The sequence below is a fragment of the Methylobacterium sp. Leaf100 genome (assembly GCF_001422845.1).
Lineage (GTDB): Bacteria > Pseudomonadota > Alphaproteobacteria > Rhizobiales > Beijerinckiaceae > Methylobacterium.
In genome coordinates this window covers 1-13081 of sequence record NZ_LMMW01000002.1, presented here as the reverse complement: position 1 = coordinate 13081, position 13081 = coordinate 1, and the positions used below count along the sequence as shown (strand labels likewise).

Annotated in this window: 20 protein-coding genes and 1 pseudogene; 13 read left to right on the top strand and 8 right to left on the bottom strand. The window is 63.9% G+C overall.

Going from position 1 to position 13081, the window contains the following annotated elements:
• Positions 1 to 113 precede the first annotated feature (113 nt).
• Positions 114 to 845: a helix-turn-helix domain-containing protein gene (locus ASF25_RS21725; RefSeq protein WP_210168818.1), complete on the bottom strand. Its 732-nt coding sequence runs from the start codon at positions 843 to 845 to the stop codon at positions 114 to 116.
• 93 nt (positions 846 to 938) lie between these two features.
• Here ASF25_RS21725 and ASF25_RS21720 point away from each other — a divergent pair, with 93 nt between their 5' ends.
• Complete coding sequence (locus ASF25_RS21720; protein WP_348271319.1) at positions 939 to 1151, top strand: Cro/CI family transcriptional regulator; 213 nt, start codon at positions 939 to 941, stop codon at positions 1149 to 1151.
• Between the two features lie 295 nt (positions 1152 to 1446).
• Here ASF25_RS21720 and ASF25_RS22515 read toward each other — a convergent pair whose 3' ends face one another.
• The 3 genes from ASF25_RS22515 to ASF25_RS03055 are packed head-to-tail and all read right to left on the bottom strand — an operon-like array spanning position 1447 to position 2209.
• Positions 1447 to 1596 carry a hypothetical protein gene (locus ASF25_RS22515; protein ID WP_156368845.1) on the bottom strand — a complete coding sequence of 50 codons (150 nt, stop codon included), beginning with the start codon at positions 1594 to 1596 and terminating at the stop codon, positions 1447 to 1449.
• Between the two features lie 52 nt (positions 1597 to 1648).
• A complete protein-coding gene (locus tag ASF25_RS03060; RefSeq protein ID WP_056303204.1) occupies positions 1649 to 1927 on the bottom strand; it encodes a hypothetical protein in 279 nt (92 codons plus the stop codon).
• 39 nt (positions 1928 to 1966) lie between these two features.
• On the bottom strand, positions 1967 to 2209 hold the full coding sequence (locus tag ASF25_RS03055) for a hypothetical protein (protein WP_156368844.1): 243 nt from the start codon (positions 2207 to 2209) through the stop codon (positions 1967 to 1969).
• On the opposite strand from ASF25_RS03055, the gene ASF25_RS03050 reads away from it, so the two are divergent.
• The 8 genes and pseudogenes from ASF25_RS03050 to ASF25_RS03025 all read left to right on the top strand — a co-directional run bounded on the left by ASF25_RS03050 (position 2208) and on the right by ASF25_RS03025 (position 7225).
• Positions 2208 to 2432, top strand: a complete 225-nt coding sequence (locus ASF25_RS03050) for a hypothetical protein (protein WP_056303200.1) — start codon at positions 2208 to 2210, stop codon at positions 2430 to 2432. The genes ASF25_RS03055 and ASF25_RS03050 overlap by 2 nt on opposite strands.
• 409 nt (positions 2433 to 2841) lie before the next feature.
• The gene (locus tag ASF25_RS22510) at positions 2842 to 2988 is read left to right on the top strand and encodes a hypothetical protein (RefSeq protein WP_156368843.1); all 147 of its coding nucleotides are present in this window, start codon (positions 2842 to 2844) and stop codon (positions 2986 to 2988) included.
• Positions 2989 to 3168: 180 nt separating this feature from the next.
• Positions 3169 to 3360, top strand: coding sequence for a hypothetical protein (locus ASF25_RS03045; RefSeq protein WP_056303198.1), 192 nt, complete (start codon positions 3169 to 3171; stop codon positions 3358 to 3360).
• 53 nt (positions 3361 to 3413) lie between these two features.
• Positions 3414 to 4805: a DnaB-like helicase C-terminal domain-containing protein gene (locus ASF25_RS03040; RefSeq protein WP_056303197.1), complete on the top strand. Its 1392-nt coding sequence runs from the start codon at positions 3414 to 3416 to the stop codon at positions 4803 to 4805.
• A gap of 5 nt (positions 4806 to 4810) precedes the next feature.
• On the top strand, positions 4811 to 5737 hold the full coding sequence (locus ASF25_RS23160) for a DUF1376 domain-containing protein (RefSeq protein ID WP_056303194.1): 927 nt from the start codon (positions 4811 to 4813) through the stop codon (positions 5735 to 5737).
• A gap of 31 nt (positions 5738 to 5768) precedes the next feature.
• Positions 5769 to 6500: a transcription termination/antitermination NusG family protein gene (locus tag ASF25_RS03030; protein ID WP_056303192.1), complete on the top strand. Its 732-nt coding sequence runs from the start codon at positions 5769 to 5771 to the stop codon at positions 6498 to 6500.
• 38 nt (positions 6501 to 6538) lie between these two features.
• Positions 6539 to 6664: pseudogene (locus ASF25_RS22505) on the top strand (IS1595 family transposase); the annotation flags it as partial.
• A gap of 354 nt (positions 6665 to 7018) precedes the next feature.
• Positions 7019 to 7225, top strand: a complete 207-nt coding sequence (locus ASF25_RS03025) for a hypothetical protein (RefSeq protein WP_056303191.1) — start codon at positions 7019 to 7021, stop codon at positions 7223 to 7225.
• 254 nt (positions 7226 to 7479) lie between these two features.
• Here ASF25_RS03025 and ASF25_RS03020 read toward each other — a convergent pair whose 3' ends face one another.
• The 3 genes from ASF25_RS03020 to ASF25_RS03010 all read right to left on the bottom strand — a co-directional run bounded on the left by ASF25_RS03020 (position 7480) and on the right by ASF25_RS03010 (position 9565).
• Positions 7480 to 7788, bottom strand: a complete 309-nt coding sequence (locus ASF25_RS03020) for a HigA family addiction module antitoxin (protein WP_056303189.1) — start codon at positions 7786 to 7788, stop codon at positions 7480 to 7482.
• Positions 7785 to 8066, bottom strand: a complete 282-nt coding sequence (locus tag ASF25_RS03015) for a type II toxin-antitoxin system RelE/ParE family toxin (RefSeq protein ID WP_056303187.1) — start codon at positions 8064 to 8066, stop codon at positions 7785 to 7787. The genes ASF25_RS03020 and ASF25_RS03015 overlap by 4 nt, the downstream gene beginning before the upstream one ends.
• Before the next feature lie 638 nt (positions 8067 to 8704).
• Positions 8705 to 9565 carry a toll/interleukin-1 receptor domain-containing protein gene (locus ASF25_RS03010; RefSeq protein WP_056303185.1) on the bottom strand — a complete coding sequence of 287 codons (861 nt, stop codon included), beginning with the start codon at positions 9563 to 9565 and terminating at the stop codon, positions 8705 to 8707.
• On the opposite strand from ASF25_RS03010, the gene ASF25_RS22500 reads away from it, so the two are divergent.
• The gene (locus ASF25_RS22500; protein ID WP_156368842.1) at positions 9559 to 9822 is read left to right on the top strand and encodes a hypothetical protein; all 264 of its coding nucleotides are present in this window, start codon (positions 9559 to 9561) and stop codon (positions 9820 to 9822) included. The two genes, ASF25_RS03010 and ASF25_RS22500, sit on opposite strands and share 7 nt — an antisense overlap.
• Complete coding sequence (locus ASF25_RS03005) at positions 9819 to 10430, top strand: hypothetical protein (RefSeq protein ID WP_056303184.1); 612 nt, start codon at positions 9819 to 9821, stop codon at positions 10428 to 10430. The genes ASF25_RS22500 and ASF25_RS03005 overlap by 4 nt, the downstream gene beginning before the upstream one ends.
• A gap of 92 nt (positions 10431 to 10522) precedes the next feature.
• Here the strand turns inward: ASF25_RS03005 and ASF25_RS03000 are convergent, their stop codons facing one another.
• A complete protein-coding gene (locus ASF25_RS03000; RefSeq protein ID WP_056303182.1) occupies positions 10523 to 10840 on the bottom strand; it encodes a hypothetical protein in 318 nt (105 codons plus the stop codon).
• Between the two features lie 222 nt (positions 10841 to 11062).
• On the opposite strand from ASF25_RS03000, the gene ASF25_RS02995 reads away from it, so the two are divergent.
• Together ASF25_RS02995 and ASF25_RS02990 are read left to right on the top strand one after the other, a co-directional pair.
• On the top strand, positions 11063 to 11665 hold the full coding sequence (locus ASF25_RS02995) for a hypothetical protein (RefSeq protein WP_056303181.1): 603 nt from the start codon (positions 11063 to 11065) through the stop codon (positions 11663 to 11665).
• Positions 11649 to 13081: terminase gpA endonuclease subunit (locus tag ASF25_RS02990; protein ID WP_056303179.1), on the top strand; the 1433-nt coding region annotated here is incomplete at its 3' end. The genes ASF25_RS02995 and ASF25_RS02990, both read left to right, overlap by 17 nt.

Below are 13081 nucleotides of genomic sequence, written 5' to 3'. Positions count from 1 at the left end.
AGTCGATGATAGGAACGTAGGGAGGGGCGTTGGGCAGCACGAATGGGCTCCATCGCTTGCGACGATGCGGAAACCTAAACTTGCTATGAGTGATATGCAAGCGAAACTTGCGTCTACGCCTGAGCTATCAATTCGTCCGACGCATAAACACGATGGATGGCGGCGATCGCATCCAGCTTAATTGTAAGGATACGATCGGGACTGAAATGCCTGATCTCCATGCCAAAAATACTACGTTTGATTAATCTTCCAAGGTAACATTTAGTAACAGGCACGCCTTCTGACTCTAGATCTCGGCGCAAATCTGTTGTCTCTTTGGTGTATATCAGCACATAGTCATTGATTTGTGCGGGAGTGGTGCTGCACAGATACACGATATCACTATCTTCGAATTTTGGAGATAAGTAGTTATCTGACAATATCAAAGCATATGACCCCTCCTTCTCCATTAAACTTATAGGACGAGGGTAGGGAGAAAATGGATCCTTGCTCACATATATATGCGCGCTATCATCTAGAGTATGAGAAGCAAATAGATCGACCAGTTTTTCAGGATCGCTATACTGACGAGATAGAGTAGTTTTAGCGAGCCCGCCCAGCAGCCTAAAATGATCTGCTGCCGATAAGGCATTCCTTTGGAAATCGTCCGGCTTTACCGGCTTGATTTCACCGCGAACAGCGCTTCCTACATCAACCCCGAGCACTGCGCAGACAGCAATTAGGTTTTCGGTTGAAGGCTCGTGCGTACCACCTTCCCATTGACCAACAGCCGCGCGTGATACGCCCAACTTTTGGGCGAGGGCTTGCTGCGACAGGCCAGCTGCGGTTCGCGCGTGCCGTATCACGTGTGCCAAGTTTCCGATCATCCGCCCAGTGAACCACCCATACCGGCCCCGTCCATGCAAGTTTCGCTTGCCTGTGCAATTAATACGTGACATATGCTGCGTATGGCTGACAGCGCGCTCAAATTAGCTATCCAATCGTGTGGCGGATCGAAAGCGATAGCCACAGGGTTGGGCATCTCGCGTCAAGCAGTAGAGCAATGGCGACGGGCTCCAGCATCCAGAGTGCTGCAGCTTGAGCGTACTCTAAACGTATCGCGCCATATACTGCGTCCCGATTTATACCCAAAACCCGAGGCTCGCCCCTGATGAGCACCTCATATTCCCAGCTTCATCTGCAATTAGCCAACCGCGCCCAAAGCTGCGGTGGCCTGTCCGTTGCTGGGTGCTCTGCCCTGATCGTCGAGCCTGTTCGCAGGCCGATCCGTTACACTGGCTCGGTTGGTAATTGGCAGGCAATGGACGAGGTCCACAGTCAGCACTGCGTGCGCATCACTCAGTCGGTCGAACGACGAGTGCGCATGGCGGAGAGGGAGAGCTTCGAACCTCATGGGCATGCTGTCGATCCGTTCTGTGGTGCCAGCGGCATTGGCCTGCAGAATCCTTACGACCAGACCCGCAGGATGATCAGCAACCCAACCGGCACCACGAACATCAAGCCGATTGCCCAATGGATGTCGTTCCGCGCCCGTTTCAGTTCGTTCTCCAACTCGGCGATGCGCGCCTCCAGGGCTCGAAACCGCACCTCGTCCATTCCCGGCTCCCTCGGCCTCGTCGGTGTCGCTGATGGTGGAGGGGCTGGCCCGTCACTGTCCAGCGGGGCGCAGGCCCTGTCCCGGCTCGATCCGCCACGCCTTCGTCTGGCCCGCCAGGGCAGCGAAGGCCCGGTTCAGCTCGCTCATGGCGAACGGGATGATCTCCGTGGTGGTCACCGCGTCCGCGTCGAGGCTCACGGTGATGTGGATCAGGGTCGCGCCCCGGGTGCAGTCGAACGCGACGTCGTAGCTCGTGTCGCCGAGATCAGGGCCGAAGTTGCGCTCGACGCTCTCCAGTTCGATCTCGAACAGCTCTTCTTCGTTCGCCATGGGGGCCTCCTCGGATTCGGGGTGGGGCGCGTCCGGGTGTCATCGCTCCAAGCGCATCAGGGCGTTGGCGATGGCGCCGAGCAGCGCCGCCGCCGGCCCGGCGCCTGGGATGCGGCTCTGATCGTCGAGGCGGTTCGCCAGCCGCTCGCGCGCCGCGGGCCGGTCGCCCACCGGCACCACCGCGATCAGGTCCACCATCAGCACTGCCAGGGCGTCGCCCAGCACCTGCACCAGGGGCGGTCCGCGCCCCTCCGTGCCGGCCAGGGAGGGTAGCCCCGCCATGCTGCTGAAAGCCTGGATGCGCGACGAGGGCCTGACCGACCGCGAGATGGCCGACCGCATCGGCGACATCTCCCTGTTCATGGTCCGCAAGCTCCGGTTCCGCGAGCGGGGCCCCTCCGTCCGGGTTGCCGCCCGGATCGAGGAGCTGTCCGCCGGGCAGGTCCGTGCTCGGGATCTGGAGCCGGCCAAGCCGCGCCGTTCGCTTGCGGAGGCATCGTCGTGACCGTGTCCGCTGTCTTCCCCCGAGGTCCGGCCCTGCCGTCCGCGTTCGCCCGCCAAAGCACCGCGTCCGTCAGGTCCGTCCTCATTCGTTCCATCGTTCCGGGACTGCAAAGCCAACCTCCTCGTCACGCCCATCACTGTGGCGAAGGAGCATTGGGAGATGTCCCAAAAGTCTTGGGAGGGGTCGTTGACCGCCCTTGTCCTTGAAGCAGCCGAGGGGCTGCGTGACCTCGCACGGCCCCTCGGCTGCGACGACCGAGTCAAATCGCAGATCGGACGCGCCGCCCGCCGGGCCGGTCTGTCGTACTGGCGTGCCTTCGACCTCTGGTATCGCAAGGCCAGGCGCGTCGAGGCCGTCGAGATCGAAGCCATTCGAGCGGCCCGCGCAGCGCGCAGCCGGGAGAGAACAGATGAGTTGGCGTGCCTCGCAGCAGATTTTGAAGCGCTTGCGGAACGCGTGTCCCGTCTGGCTGCGCGACCCGGTGGGCCGGATGCTGATGCGCTTCGGGCTCTCGCTCACCGCTCTCGGCGTCTGGCTCAGGGAGAGTGACGAGTGATCCCACTGACCCACGCGCAGCCGCCGCCCTGAGTCTAATCAGAGGCTCTTAACCAAGGCTGGTTACCAAATCGTTTACGCCGAACACGGCGCTCCCGAACCCCGGAGCTTTGGCCGATGCCCCCTGCTGTCCTCGCTCCGTCCCGGCCTGCTGTCTCACGCCTTCACAAGGAGCCTCGTCATGGGTGAGGTGATCGATCTCAGCGTCGCGCGCGACGCCCAGATGAACAGTGCTTTCGCTGACTACACAGCGGCGAAGAACCGGGCCGACGAGACGCTGCGCATCCTCGACATGCTGGCGGCAGCCCGCGCCTGGGAGCGCTTCATCCTCCTCGCCATCCCGGATCCCCGTGAGCGGATCGGCTTGCTCTGATGCCGGATCACGCAGGACCGGTACGCGCGCGCGGCTTACAGGCTCATACCTCCATGGCAGATGTGATCCCGGCGGACCTCGACACCGAGGCCGGTCTGATCGGTTGTGTGCTGACCTCGCCCGGCGTCTTCCCGCTGGTCCAGCACCTCGTTGCGCCGGAGCACTTCCACGAGCCGCTCCATACCTACCTGTGGGAGACCATCGCGGCGGTTAGCGCGGCCGGCGACACGCCGAACTACATGAAGGTCCGCGCCGCTATCGGTCCGACGGCGGCGGGCCGCGACCTCGGCGGGCGCACCGTCGTTCAGTACCTCACCAGCATCACCGCCCACGGCGCCGTACCGGCCAACGCCGAGGAGTACGCCCGGACGGTGCAGCAGTACTGGCAGCTGCGCCAGCTCGCGGCGGCGACCAGCGACGTGCGCGAGGGTGGCCCCGTGATTCCCGGCCCGACGCTCGAACGGATCTACGCCGAGGTCGACAAGGTTCGGGCGAGCTTCGTGTCCCGCAAGTCCATGAGCGCGACGCTAGCCGAGGCCGGCGAGGCGCTGGTCGCCGGGATCACCGCCGACCTGCAGGGATCGTCGGTGAAGCTCGCGAGCAGCGGCATCCTTTCGCTGGACCGTGAGATCGGCGGTGGACCGCAGCCCGCGAACCTCATCACGGCGGCCGGGCGCACATCGATGGGCAAGTCGATCCTCGGAACCGAGATCGCCCTGGCGATGTCCGACCAGAACTGCGCCACCCTCTACCATTCCCTCGAGATGTCGCGCCGGCAGATCGCGGCGCGCACCGCCTCAAGCGAGTTGCAGCGCCGCGGAATCCGGATCTCCTACGAGCAGATCATGCGCCGGGGCGGCCTCGACTACCGCCAGGCGGAATTGGTCGCTGGCGTGGTCTACGAGCAGCGCCAGCAGCCGATGATGATCGAGGACGGCGGCGGCCGCACCATCGGCGACATCGCCGCCTCGTCGGACCGCCTCGCCAACGCCTACGCCCGCAAGGGTACGCCGCTCGGGTGCGTGGTGATCGACCACGCCCACATCGTGCGCCCGGCCCGCGCCTACCGCCGCGAGGACGAGGGACTGAAGGAGGTCGCCGATGGCGCCCTGGCGCTGGCCAAGCACCTCGACTGCCCGGTCTTCCTGCTGGCGCAGTGCAACCGTGGCCCCGAGGGGCGCGAGGACAAGCGGCCCGGCCTCGCCGACATCCGCGGGGCCGGTGCTTTCGAGGAGAACTCGGACACCGTGATTTTCCTCTACCGGCCGGGCTACTACGCGGAGCGCACGCAGGCTTTCCGCGACGGCTGCCCGAACGCCCGGGACGATTTCGACCGGGTCCGGCACGACCTCGAACTCATCATCGACAAGAACCGCGCCGGGCGCCCGAACCAGACCGTGCGGGTCTGGGTCGACCCCGCGCTCAACGCCATCCGGGATCGGTGAGGGTCATGAGTGCGCTTCCCAGCCTTCCGCTGTTCACCGATGCGTTCATCGCCGACACCGGCCACTTGAGCCTGGAACAGCGCGGCGCCTACGTGATGCTGCTGATGTTGGCCTGGCGCTCCCCCGGCTGTCGGATACCCAACGACGACGCCAAGATTGCTCGCATGCTCAGCATCAGCCCGGCGAAGTGGGCCCGGATTCATCCGGAGGTCATGGCGTTCTGGCATCTGTCCGACGACTATTGGACGCAAAAACGGCTCACGCGCGAGCACCAATTCGTGTCGGAAAAGGTCGAGAAAAAGCGTGCAGCTGGCAGGCAAGGCGGACGACCTAAGCCGTTGGAAAACAACGACCCGACCGAAGCATCAGGTTCTGAAAATGGAAAGCAGAACGAAAGCGAACCGAAAGCACCTACACCTACACCTATTAAAACCCCTATAGTCCCCAAGGGGACGGACGTAGGGTTCGATAGATTTCGAGCAGCTTTCCCCCCGAAGCACGTCAGCTTCCCGACGACCCAGGCCCGGAAACGCTACGACCAGGCGATCAAGGCCGGGGCCACGCCCGACGAGATCGAGGCTGGGGCGAAGGCCTACGCCGCCGAGCAGCTTCGCATCGGCAAATCCGGCACCGAGTACGTGAAATCGGCCGATAGCTGGCTCTACCAGCGCCGGTGGCTCGACTACGCCAAGCCGACCGGCGAGCCGCTGGGCGTACTAGCGGCGAAGCCGAACCCCGAACAGGACCGCCGGCACCGCCTGCGCCTCGCCATCGACCATTTCCGCGACGAGTGGCGCCAGGGCACCGACGAGCAGTACCGGCCGGGCACGGCAGGCTGCACCACGGCACCTGACATCGTCGAGGAGGCGCGCCTCGCCGTGGCGACCGAGCGGATCCTGACGGAACGCCCGCTGGCGACCAACGCCGCCTGACCGATCCCCCCGTCGCGTACCGAGAGCCTCCATGACCGTCCAAGCGAAGAGCCAGCGAGCGAAGGGCAAGCGCCAACGTGAACGCGAGCGCCGCCAGCGCAGGGAGCTCCGCCGTGCAGAGCGCCGCGGAACCGTCGGCACCCCGGTGTCGTCCAGCGGGGCCCAGGCAGGCCCCAGCGCCCGCAGCATCGCCGATCCGATCTACGGCGTGGCCTCGCCCGTCATCGACCCGGCCCTGTGCTGGTACATCGCCAAGACGATGCCCCGCATGGGCGACCGGGCGCTCAAGGCCCTGCAGGACGCCGAGGCAGTGACCTACCAGCCCCGCTCGACCGAGGTTGTGGTTCGCCGCGGCCGCCGCGTGATCCGCCGGACGCCCATGCTGATCCGGACGGTCTTCATCGGCGTGCGGGACCTCGCCCACTTGGACGTCGCGAGGACCAGCGTCGGCGTGGCCGAGATCGTCTCCCGTCCCGTCGAGGACACCTCCAAGGAGGGCAACATCGCTGGCCCCGTCCTGAAGCCCGCCCGGCTGGACGCGGAAGGCCTCCAGCGGTTCGTCGATGTCATAGCCAGGGGCGAGATCGTGGAGCCGGTCGGCATCAAGGCCGGGCAGAGCGTGATGGTCACCACCGGCCCCTTCGCCACCTTCCCTGCGGTCGTCGAAGAACTCCTGCCGAACGACCGGCTAAAGGTTGCCGTCAGCCTGTTCGGCCGGCCTTCGCCGGTCGAGCTTGGGATCGCGGATGTGCAGGTGGGGTGAGGGTGCACAGCGAGACCCCCTACTATTACGGTGCCGAGGCGGCTTGGAAGGAGGACAACCGGCGCCACCCGAACGGCGAGGCGTTCAATCGCACGATTGGTCTGACGATGGCCTCGCCCGTTAGTCAGTCGTGGAAGGGTTATTGGCAGCAGCACGCCAGCTAAGTGGACACTTCCCTCGGAACCGATCCAGAACGTGCTTGAGTTGGCCTAAAAATGGCCCAGGGCGGCCAAAAAGCGGTTTCGCGTGGTTTGAAGGCTTAAAGTCTTAAACGGCGTTGGCGAGGCATCTGGGCGCATTTAAACGCTGGCCGTTTGACTCTTGGTCAGCAAAAGCTAAGATGTGCACTGGGTCGAACGAATCGGCCCAAAAACGACAAAAGCCGAGGCGTGCCTGCCCCGGCTAGTGTCTTAACCGCAAAGACCTTGGGAGCTTGCGGCTGTCAGTTTCAACACATGCACCTTAAGTGCGTGCCTGATGGCGTGTCAAGTTTCCAAGGCCTCCAAAAGGAGGCCCTAATGGCCAAAGCTCGACACCAGCCGCCCTGCCACCGCCTCACGTTTGAGGAGGCCGTACAGGTTCATCTCCGTCTGATGGACGGCGAAATCTACAGTCGCATCGCAGCCCCCTTCGACGTGAATCAGGGGCGGATCGCCGACGTGAAATTCGGTCGTTTGCACCCCGGCAGCTACGACGAAGCTGTCCGCCGCCGGGCGCTCCGCTGATTTGCCCGACTGAGTAACTTTGGAGAGGCGCAGCTGCGAGGCTGCGCCTTTTCTGCTAGTGGACTCGCTAAACCTGCCCGACCCGCGTTCGCCCTCCCTCTTCCATCCGGCTCGCCCGCATTTTCCTGAGCGCGCAGCCGACGCGCCGCGTCACGTCCGTGAGCAAGCGCCGGTCCCGGCTGTCCTTCCCCTTCGTCTGGCACACTCGAGGGGCGCGGCCGGTGCAGCTGAGTGCAGGTGAATGCAATGAGCCCTCAAGCCGCCACAGGCTCGATCGCGGCCAACTCTTCCGCCATCTCGGCTTCGAGCGTGCGCAAGTCGTAATCGCGCTGAAGATTGACCCAGAACTCGGGAGCGTTCCCGAACAGGCGCCCAAAGCGGAGCGCCATGGCCGGCGTCACGGGCAGCCGCTCACCCTCGATGTCGTAGAGCGTCTGACGAGAGATGCCGAGGCGGCGCGCAACGTCGGCCTTGGACAGGCCAATGGCCGGAAGAATGTCCTCGCGCAGGATCTCGCCGGGATGGGTCGGGGCGAGACCGGACAGAAGGGGGTTGCCGCTCATGAGTGATAGTCCTCCAGATCGACATCGACGGCATCCGGGCCGTCCCAGCGAAAGGTGATCCGATAGTTGCCGCTGGCATTGACCGCGTAGGTTCCGGCACGGTCGCCGGTCAGGGCGTGGAAGCGGTTGCCGGGGAGGTTCATGTCCTCGGGCTTCGTCGCCGCGTTCAGTTGGTTCAGGACACGGGCGACGCGACCGGCATGCTCGACGCTCAGCTTCTTGGCATTGCCCGTCTGGGCGAAAAGGGCGAGACCCTTGCTGCGGAACGACCGGATCATGATTGTAAGGTGACGGCTTACGGGTCGTAAGTCAACGCCTTACATATTCGAACAATAGGGCTTGGCGGCGACCAACGATGAGCACACGCACTTTCTAGCTCTACCCGACGCTTGACGCTGCCGCGCGGGTATTGCGGAGAGCGCCGTCGTGTAATAGATTCCTCCCTTAGCACTGTAGGCGCTGTACTCTCCCGTCATGGGATCGATGTTGAGCCCCTGCGGAGACGGGTTAGCCGTTTTCTCCACTTTGTAGGCTGGTTCGGAAGATCGTCCACCACTGGTGGACTACTTCACCATCTTAGATTGCTTTGCGGAGCATCAGGGATACGCACTAGATGCGTACCCCTTGATAGAAAACGACGACCGGTTTGGGGCCGGTCGTCGCCAGAAGCGCGGTTGCCCGTCACTTCTTAATCGTCTCTACCACGTGGGTCTTGGGCTTGGACTTGGCCGTCTTCACCGTAGTGAAACGCCCATTCCCCGCGTTGCGTCCGATCTTCTGCGCCATTGAAATCACCTCCATTCCCGGGCAGTTGCCCGGCCGCAAAGGCATTCGCCGAGAACTCGGATCTCCCAACGGTCGCGAGGTCAGTACAAGCGTAGCTGGTCACGTAGTCAAGGTGCATCCATCACCGAGCTCACGTACCCAGCATGTCGTAGAGTTCTTTCGCAATCTCTGAGACGCTCTTCGTGCTGGAATTGAGGGCCACCTTATCGGCAAGGGTGGGGCTGTTTGCGGCGACCTCGTCTTTAGAAACTTTGTGCCAAATCGGCAGGATGCGAGACACGCCCTGAATCTCGCGCGCGACAAGCCCATCCAGCTCCCGCTGCGGCCACTCCTTCCGGAAAAAATGCTCGGAGAGAACGACAACGCCGAAGCGTGAACGGGCCAAGCCATCGTCGATCTTGCGGCGCAGGCTGTCCCCCACTCGCAGGGTTGCCTCGTCGTAAAAGATCTTCGCTCCTAGAGTCGTCAGCTCCTGGGCCAGCGAACGGACGAAGCTCTCCTTGTCCTCGCTCGCATGAGAAATGAAGAAGTCGAATCCCTCGGTGTTCGGGTCGGTCGCAGAGGTTGGGAATGAGATGGCGCGCCGATGAAGGTCTGAGCGGACCCGGCGATCATGGTCCTCTCGCTCGCGAATCATGCGCTTTTGCTCGTCAGCCATCTTCTTCTGTGTGTCAGCGGCTTTCTTGAGCGCAGATTGATCCTCCTTTGCCTGCTTCTCAAGATATGAGCGCAAGTCCTTACTCTTTGAGGCCATCTGGCTGCTCAGATCCGCCCTTTTCTTTTTAACGCTCGCAAGGTCATGAGAAGCACGCTCTGCGTCCTTAAGCTTTGAAGTCATTGTCGATGTACTGGAAGCGCGACCGGCAGCCTCCACGGCCTTGTAATGCTTTGATGTGAGATCGGCCTCCTTCTTAGCTTCGGTAGCATCCTGACGTTGGAGATCGACAATGCTCCGTTCCAGGCTGGAAATGTTGGACGTATAAGATGTCATCTGACCCCGCTCATGGTGTTGCCGTGTTGGCCGTCCCGGCGGCCGGTTTGGCCCTAGCAATTCTTTCGCTGCCGCAAGGCTACAGCATCATTGGTTCCCTTGAGAACCGGAACGATGATGAGGTGGAGCTGCTGGTGCGATCGGCGGATATCGGAGCCAGTGCGCCGCGGCTGAAGATCGAACTCATGGATGCGGGATCGACTCGTATTGTGCGTGTCGTGCCTCAAGTGCCAACGTCGTCGCAGGATGCACGATGACCGGCCTGACATTCTCCGGCGACGGGCTGCTCCAGCGTTTCTCGAACCAGCTGGGCGAACTCGGCGCCCGCGCGCCTGTCGCCCTGGCCCGCGCCCTCAACCACACCGGCGCCAAGGCCAAGACAGCGGTCATCCGCAGCCTCGTGATCCAGACCGGATTGAAGCGCTCGACCATCGTTCGGGCCGTGAAGGTCCAGGGCGCGCGTCACGGCAACGAGCAGTTCAAGGCCCGCAACACGGACCGGCTGACCTACACGCTGACGACCACCGGCGGCGACATCAGCCTCAAGTTCTTTGAGCCGAAGGAGACCAAGGCCGGCGTCTCGGCTGCGCCCCGCGGTCGCCGCCAGCTGTTCCACGGCACCTTCACCAAGGGCGGCCGCTTCCCCAACCGCAAAGGCCCGGTCATGGGCGGCCACGTGTTCACCAACGTGAGCATGGGCCACGCTTGGCGCGGCAAGGTGCGGCTGGAGAACTCGGGCGTCTACATCCCCGACGAGATGCTGCAGGGCGCCACTGCCGCCGCCTTCGACCGGATCATGGGCAGCGAGCTTGAGGCCCGCGTGACCCACGAGATCGGGCTGCTGATGAGCATGCCGGGACTATAAGCAGCTGGAGTGGCCCTATCTCGAAGCGGCCGAATGGGAGAGCCCCGCTCGGCGCGCTCAGGTCGATCAACGCTTATCCTGAGATCCTGAGCTCAACGCTCGGGGCGGGCGACGCAGACCTTATCGTAGAGATCCACAATCTTTCGAGCGACATCAGTGGCTTTCTCGCGCCCCATCGCACGGGCTGAAGCAGCAACTCGACCCTCATCCCCGACGGCAGGGGTGTCGGTCAGAGCCGCTTTGATCTCGGCCAGCAAGGGGCGGAGATCATCCGGCAAATCCCTTTCGGGCTCGATGTGCATCAAGCTGTCAACGTAAGCGGCAGCCACCCTCTCTTGGATGCTGTCAGGATTACTGGCCATCGACGTGACGGCCACCATCGTCTTTTCCCAAGCGTACCCGATACCCATAGCGCTCTCCTTTTCCGCAGGGCGACCATAGGGCGTCTTGCCGGCCAAGGCAGCTACGGACTGAGGACCGCATCTCGGACCTCCGACCCCACCCCGATGCGGCACCGCACCACCGCACCGCAGCAACGGGTCCTCCGGCCGATCTGACCTCACTGCGGGCAGAGTTGCTCCCGATTTCTCCCTCCCTGCAGGTCCAATTTTATAGGTGAACGAGAGAACGAAATGGCCGAACGCATCAGCCTGAGCGAGCTCGCTCGGCGCCTCGGCCGGGCCAAGTCGGGCCTCCACAAGCTCGTGGCCTCCGGGCAGATTCCGAAGGGGGCCGACGGCAAATTCGACGAGGCCGAAGTTCGCGCGGCCCTCGCCGCCAACACCGACCCTGCCCGACAGCCGGGTGCGTTCACGAGCGTTCACGGAACGGAGAACGGTGAACGCCCGGCCGCGCTGGTCGCCGCCACCGCTCAAGCCAATGTCGAGGCCCACCTGGCCCGGACGCGCATCCGCGAGATCCTCGCCGCTGAAGGCGTGGTGATCGCCGACGGCGAGGAGCTTTCCTTCAACCAGGCGCGGACGGCCGAGAAGATCGTCCAGACCTGGGAGCGCGACCGCGCGCACGCCGAGGCCGCCGGCCGGATGATCGATGCCGGCGCCGCTGAACGCCGCTGGGCCGACGAGATGGTCAAGCTCCGCGCTCGGCTTCTCGCCATCTCCGGCAAGGTCGCCATGAAGCTGACCCACCTCACGCCGCACGAAGTGCAGGAGATCGATCAGGTGGTGCGGGACGCAATGTCGGACGCGGCGGGAGACGATGTCGACGCTGCTTGACCGCACCGTCGCCAAAGCCCTCGACAAGGTCCGGCCGCCGCCACGCCTCCCCCTGTCGCAGTGGATCGAGGGCGGTAAGAAGAAAGGCCTGTGCCTGCCCGAGGGGCTGGTGGCCGATCCCGGTCCCGTCCGGCTCTGGGCCTTCCAGCGGGAGATCGCGGACGCCATCGGCGATCCGACCATCCCGCGGGTGACCGTCAAGAAGTGCGTCCGCGTCGGCTACACCACCATCCTGGTCGGTGCCATCGCGGGCCACGTCGTCAATGAGCCGGCGCCGATCATGGTGCTGCTGCCCGCCGATGACAGCTGCCGCGACTTCGTGGTGTCGGACCTCGAACCGATCTTCGATTCGAGCCCCGTCGTCGCCAAACTCCTTTCGACTGAGGCCGATGAGACCGGCCGCAACAACATGATGTACCGCCGCTTCCCTGGCGGCTCGCTTAAGATCAAGGCGGCCCGGTCGCCGCGCAACCTGCGCGCCCACACGGTGCGCGTCCTGCTCATCGATGAAGAGGACGCGATCGAGGTCACGGCCGAGGGCGACGCCCTCACGCTGGCGATCAACCGGACGCTGACCTTCCCCAACCGCAAGATCGTCCGCGGCTCGACGCCGAAGGACGAGGACACCTCGACGATCTGCCGGGAGTACGACGCCAGCGACCGCCGCATCTACGAGATGCGGTGCGTCGAGTGCGGCGAGTTCTCGGAGCCGAAATGGTCCCACATGGAGTGGGACAAGGAAAAGGATGCGCAGGGCAGAACTATCCGGCACCTGACCGAGACCGCGAAATGGGCCTGCCCGAAATGCGGGGTCTGCATCCCCGAGCGGCGCAAGGCCGAGATGGTCGCGAACGGCCGGTGGCGCGCCCTCCGGCCGGAGGTGAAGGGCCACGCGGGCTTCGCCCTGTCGGCGCTGATCTCGCCCCACGTCAACGCGTCCTGGGCCGAACTGGCGGCGGAGTACGTTGCGGCCTCCGGCCAGCCCGACCTGCTGCGCGCGTTCCACAACACGAAGCTCGGCGAGGGCTGGTCCGAGAGCGTCGACCAGACCACCGCTGACGCCCTGGCCGACCGGGTCGAGGCGTTCGGCCTCAACATCGAAGTGCCGGACCCGGACGCGCCGGGCGGCAAGCGGATGCTGACCATCCCCGAGGCGGTGCTGCTGCTGACGGCCGGCGTCGACGTCCAGCCGGACCGCCTGGAAATTTCGATCTACGGCTGGGACCGCGACAGCGTCGCCTACGCGCTCGGCCACTTCATCATCTGGGGCAACACCAACGAGGGGCACGCCTGGCGCGAGCTCTGGTCAGCCCCCATTGAAGTGGTCCGCTCTTTGGTATGGCTTTTGAGCCTGGAGGACGGACAAGATGGCAAAGCACCCGAAGCCCGAGGAGATCGTTGCCAAGCTACGGCAGG

What these genes read in the sequence shown, in the direction of transcription:
- ASF25_RS03025 (WP_056303191.1), top strand. Translation starts at nt 7,019, where the DNA reads ATGGCCAAAGCTCGACACCAGCCGCCCTGCCACCGCCTCACGTTTGAG.
- ASF25_RS23160 (WP_056303194.1), top strand. Translation starts at nt 4,811, where the DNA reads ATGAGTGCGCTTCCCAGCCTTCCGCTGTTCACCGATGCGTTCATCGCC.
- ASF25_RS03005 (WP_056303184.1), top strand. Translation starts at nt 9,819, where the DNA reads ATGACCGGCCTGACATTCTCCGGCGACGGGCTGCTCCAGCGTTTCTCG.
- ASF25_RS03040 (WP_056303197.1), top strand. Translation starts at nt 3,414, where the DNA reads ATGGCAGATGTGATCCCGGCGGACCTCGACACCGAGGCCGGTCTGATC.
- ASF25_RS03000 (WP_056303182.1), bottom strand. Translation starts at nt 10,840, where the DNA reads ATGGGTATCGGGTACGCTTGGGAAAAGACGATGGTGGCCGTCACGTCG.
- ASF25_RS22515 (WP_156368845.1), bottom strand. Translation starts at nt 1,596, where the DNA reads ATGGACGAGGTGCGGTTTCGAGCCCTGGAGGCGCGCATCGCCGAGTTG.
- ASF25_RS03060 (WP_056303204.1), bottom strand. Translation starts at nt 1,927, where the DNA reads ATGGCGAACGAAGAAGAGCTGTTCGAGATCGAACTGGAGAGCGTCGAG.
- ASF25_RS22500 (WP_156368842.1), top strand. Translation starts at nt 9,559, where the DNA reads ATGTCATCTGACCCCGCTCATGGTGTTGCCGTGTTGGCCGTCCCGGCG.
- ASF25_RS03045 (WP_056303198.1), top strand. Translation starts at nt 3,169, where the DNA reads ATGGGTGAGGTGATCGATCTCAGCGTCGCGCGCGACGCCCAGATGAAC.
- ASF25_RS03015 (WP_056303187.1), bottom strand. Translation starts at nt 8,066, where the DNA reads ATGATCCGGTCGTTCCGCAGCAAGGGTCTCGCCCTTTTCGCCCAGACG.
- ASF25_RS22510 (WP_156368843.1), top strand. Translation starts at nt 2,842, where the DNA reads ATGAGTTGGCGTGCCTCGCAGCAGATTTTGAAGCGCTTGCGGAACGCG.
- ASF25_RS21720 (WP_348271319.1), top strand. Translation starts at nt 939, where the DNA reads ATGCTGCGTATGGCTGACAGCGCGCTCAAATTAGCTATCCAATCGTGT.
- ASF25_RS03050 (WP_056303200.1), top strand. Translation starts at nt 2,208, where the DNA reads ATGCTGCTGAAAGCCTGGATGCGCGACGAGGGCCTGACCGACCGCGAG.
- ASF25_RS03055 (WP_156368844.1), bottom strand. Translation starts at nt 2,209, where the DNA reads ATGGCGGGGCTACCCTCCCTGGCCGGCACGGAGGGGCGCGGACCGCCC.
- ASF25_RS02995 (WP_056303181.1), top strand. Translation starts at nt 11,063, where the DNA reads ATGGCCGAACGCATCAGCCTGAGCGAGCTCGCTCGGCGCCTCGGCCGG.
- ASF25_RS03020 (WP_056303189.1), bottom strand. Translation starts at nt 7,788, where the DNA reads ATGAGCGGCAACCCCCTTCTGTCCGGTCTCGCCCCGACCCATCCCGGC.
- ASF25_RS03030 (WP_056303192.1), top strand. Translation starts at nt 5,769, where the DNA reads ATGACCGTCCAAGCGAAGAGCCAGCGAGCGAAGGGCAAGCGCCAACGT.
- ASF25_RS03010 (WP_056303185.1), bottom strand. Translation starts at nt 9,565, where the DNA reads ATGACATCTTATACGTCCAACATTTCCAGCCTGGAACGGAGCATTGTC.